At 73.4% G+C, this 3796-nt stretch carries 3 protein-coding genes; 2 read left to right on the top strand and 1 reads right to left on the bottom strand.

All coding sequences use genetic code 11. The features are described 5' to 3' along the window. Positions 1–306 precede the first annotated feature (306 nt). Both CR162_RS19465 and htpG read left to right on the top strand, forming a co-directional pair. A complete protein-coding gene (locus CR162_RS19465) occupies positions 307–1533 on the top strand; it encodes a metal-dependent hydrolase family protein (protein WP_099097182.1) in 1227 nt (408 codons plus the stop codon). Between the two features lie 97 nt (positions 1534–1630). Beyond that, positions 1631–3466: a molecular chaperone HtpG gene (gene htpG, locus CR162_RS19460; RefSeq protein WP_099097181.1), complete on the top strand. Its 1836-nt coding sequence runs from the start codon at positions 1631–1633 to the stop codon at positions 3464–3466. 51 nt (positions 3467–3517) lie between these two features. On the opposite strand, the gene CR162_RS19455 is transcribed toward htpG, so the two are convergent. Beyond that, positions 3518–3796 (bottom strand): response regulator (locus tag CR162_RS19455; RefSeq protein WP_141563249.1); only part of this gene is annotated, 279 nt, incomplete at its 5' end.

The following is a 3796-nucleotide window of genomic DNA, read 5'->3' as shown; positions in this document are numbered from 1 at the left end:
ACCCCGACAGCGCCGGGTCGCGCGGCTCTGGCGTCACCGCTCCGGAGGCACGCGCCTCCCCGACAGGCACCCGCGCAAGCGGCGTCATGGGCCGCGTCACCTCTCTTCGGCCGGCATGGGCGGCGGCGTTTCCCAGCGGCGGGGTCATCGTCCCGCCCCCCCTGGGAGGCGGGGCGGCTGGCCTCCGCTGCCGGCGCGGGGCTATGACGGCGCGGCGCGGGAGGCGATGCTGCTTCCCGGTCGCCGCGGCTGCCTTCCTCCTCGGGGCCCGCCGTGCCTGAGCAGGAGACAGCCGTGAGAAGCGCCATGAGCACCCTCTTCCTGAAGAACGCCCGCATCGTCGACGGCAGCGCGCCCGAGCCCGCCGCGCCGCAGGGCGTGGTGATCGAGGGCGGCACCATCCGCGAGGTGTCCGCCACGGCCCGCGCGCCCGAGGGGGCCGAGGTCATCGACCTCGCCGGCAAGGTGCTGATGCCGGGGCTGATCGACGCGCATGTGCATGTCGTGGCCGTCGAGGCCAGCCTGGCGCGCAACGCCACGCTGCCGGATTCGCTGGTCATGGCGCGCTCCATCCGGCTGATGGGCGAGATGCTGATGCGCGGCTTCACCACGGTGCGCGACGTCGGCGGCGCCGACCACGGGCAGGTGGTGGCCGAGCGGGAAGGGCTGTTCCCGGCGCCGCGCCTCGTCATCTCCGGCAAGGCGCTGAGCCAGAGCGGCGGGCATTGCGACTTCCGCGGGCCCTTCGACAACGCGCCGAGCCCGTTCGAGGGGCGCCTCGGCGCGCTGGGGCGGCTGTGCGACGGGGTGGCGGAGGTTCGCCGCGCCGCGCGGCAGGAGATCAAGGGCGGCGCGCGCTTCATCAAGATCATGGCCAATGGCGGCGTCGCCTCCCCCACCGACCCGATCCACTTCCTGGGCTTCTCGCGCGAGGAGATCGGGGCGGCGGTGGAGGAGGCGCGCAACGCCGGCACCTATGTCTCCGCGCATCTCTACACGGACGAGGCGATCCGCCGCGCCGTGGAATGCGGCGTCCATTCCCTGGAGCACTGCAACCTGATCCGCCCCGAGACGGCGCGCCTCGCCGCCGAGCGGGGCGCCATCGCGGTGCCGACCCTCGTCACCTATGACAAGCTCTCGGAAGAGGGCGAGGCGCTGGGCATCGGCGCCGAGGCGGTGGGCAAGGTGGACCATGTGCGGCTGGCCGGCATGGAGTCGCTCCGCGTCATGCAGGAGGCGGGGCTGTCCATGGCCTATGGCTCCGACCTGCTGGGCCCGATGCACCGGCACCAGTCGGAGGAGTTCGTCATCCGCGGCCGGGTGCTGCCGGCGCAGCTGGTGATCGCCTCCGCCACCAGCATCGCGGCACGGCTGTGCGGGATGGAGGGCAGGATCGGCACGGTGGCGCCGGGCGCCTTCGCCGACCTGGTCGTGGTGGAGGGCGACCCGCTGCGCGACCTGTCCCTGCTGACCGGCCAGGGCCGCCACATGCCGCTGATCATGAAGGGCGGGCGGGTGATGAAGCGCGCCTGAGGGCGGGCGGCGGCCGCTTGAAACAACGCGGGCGGCCGCACATATCGCGCCCCGCCCGAGGCACAACCACCACACACAACCATTGCGGAGCATCACAGTGAGCGAGGCCCTGGAGCGGCATGAATTCGGCGCCGAGGTCGGCCGCCTTCTCGATCTCGTCGTCCATGCGCTGTATTCGGAGCGCGAGATCTTCCTGCGCGAGCTGGTGGCCAACGCCGCCGACGCGGTGGACCGCCGCCGCTTCGAGGCGCTGACCACCCCCGCGCTGATGCCGGAGGGCGAGGCCAGGCTGCGCATCGTGCCGGACAAGGCGGCGCGCACCCTCACCCTCTCGGACCCCGGCATCGGCATGAGCAAGGCCGAGCTGGCGCAGCATCTCGGCACCATCGCCCGCTCCGGCACGCTGGCCTTCGCGAAGTCGCTGGCCGAGGCGCCGGCGGCGGAGAAGCCGAGCCTGATCGGCCAGTTCGGCGTCGGCTTCTATTCCGCCTTCATGGTGGCCGAGCGGGTGGAGGTCACCTCCCGCCGCGCCGGCGAGGAGGAGGCCTGGGTCTGGGCCTCGGAGGGCCGCGGCGACTACACCCTGGCGCCGGCCAGCCGCGACGCGGCGGGCACCGACATCGTGCTGCACATGAAGGCCGATGCGGAGGAGTTCCTCGACCCCTGGCGGCTGCAATCCATCATCCGCAAATGGGCGGACCACATCACCATCCCCATCACCGTGGCGCGGGACGGCAAGGACGAGCCGGCCAACGAGGGCACGGCGCTGTGGCGCAAGCCGAAGTCGGAGATCTCGGAGGAAGGCTACGCCGAGTTCTACCGCCACGTGGCGCACAGCTTCGACAAGCCCTGGGCCACGCTGCACTGGCGCGCCGAGGGCACGGTGGAGTTCACCGCGCTGCTCTTCATCCCCGGCATGAAGCCCTTCCAGGCGGTGGAGGGCGAGCGCGAGAGCCGCGTGCGGCTGCATGTCCGGCGCATGTTCATCACCGACGAGGCGGCGCTGCTGCCGCCCTGGCTGCGCTTCGTGCACGGCGTGGTGGACACGGAGGACCTGCCGCTCAACGTCAGCCGCGAGATGCTGCAGGCGACGCCGGCGCTGGCGCGCATCCGCAAGGCGGTGACCAACCGCGTGCTGTCCGAGCTGAAGACGCGCGCCAAGGATGCGGAAGCCTATGCCGGCTTCTGGGAGAATTTCGGCGCCATCCTGAAGGAAGGCATCTGGGAGGATGCCGAGCACCGGCAGGAGGTTGCGGGGCTGCTGCGCTTCCGCTCCTCCGCCGTGGAGGGCTGGACCTCGCTGGCCGAGTACGTGTCGCGCATGAAGCCGGAGCAGGAGGCCATCCACATCCTGGCCGGCGACGACGCGGCGGCGCTGGCGAAGTCCCCGCAGCTCGAGGGCTTCCGCGCCCGCGGCGTGGAGGTGCTGCTGCTGTCCGACCAGCTCGACGCCTTCTGGCCCGAGCGGCTGGACAGCTTCGAGGGCAAGCCGATCCGCAGCATCACGCAGGGGCCGGTCGATCTCTCGAAGATCCCGCTGGAGGGCGAGGCCGGCGAGGCGGCCGACCTTTCCGCCCTGCTGCCGAAGCTGAAGGAGGCGCTGGCCGGCGACGTCACCGAGGTGCAGGCCACCGACCGGCTGGTGGACAGCGCCGTGGTGCTTTCCGCCGAGGCGGGCGGGCCGGACCTGCAGATGCAGCGCCTGCTGCGCCGCGCCGGCCGCGCCCTGGGGCCGGACCGCGCCGTGCTGCAGCTCAACCCGCGCCACCCGCTGGTCCGCCGGCTCGCCACCCGCGCCGCGGCGGGCGAGGACGTGGCCGAGGCGGCGGGGATGCTGCTCGACCTCGCCCGGGTGCAGGATGGCGACGCGCCGCGCGACCCGGCGGCCTTTGCCCGCCGCGTGGCGGAGGCGCTCGCCGCCGGCGAGGGCTGAGGCTTCCGCCGGAAGGGGGGGCGGACCGCCGCCCCCCTGCCCCGGCCGGCCTCAGCCCAGCAGGCGCTCCACCCGCCGCAGCAGCTCGGCGAGGCGGAAGGGCTTGGTGAGCAGCTCCATCCGCGCCTCGGCGCGGTCCGGCCCCAGCACCGCCGCCTCGGCATAGCCGGTGATCAGCAGCACCTTGAGGGCCGGCTGGTCCTGCCGCGCCGCGTCGGCCAGCTGGCGCCCGTTCATCCCCCCCGGCAGGCCGACATCGGCCACCAGCAGATCGACCGCCCGCCCGCCCCGCAGCAGGGCGAGGCCGCCCGCGCCGTCCTCCGCCTCCAG

Origin of the sequence: Teichococcus rhizosphaerae, assembly GCF_002631185.1 — a bacterium.
Lineage (GTDB): Bacteria > Pseudomonadota > Alphaproteobacteria > Acetobacterales > Acetobacteraceae > Pseudoroseomonas > Pseudoroseomonas rhizosphaerae.
The sequence above is the reverse complement of the archived record's forward strand: the minus strand, read 5'-3'. Positions and strand labels throughout refer to the sequence as shown.

Coding starts and splice junctions, on each gene's coding strand:
- CR162_RS19465 (WP_099097182.1), top strand. CDS start 307: ATGAGCACCCTCTTCCTGAAGAACGCCCGCATCGTCGACGGCAGCGCG.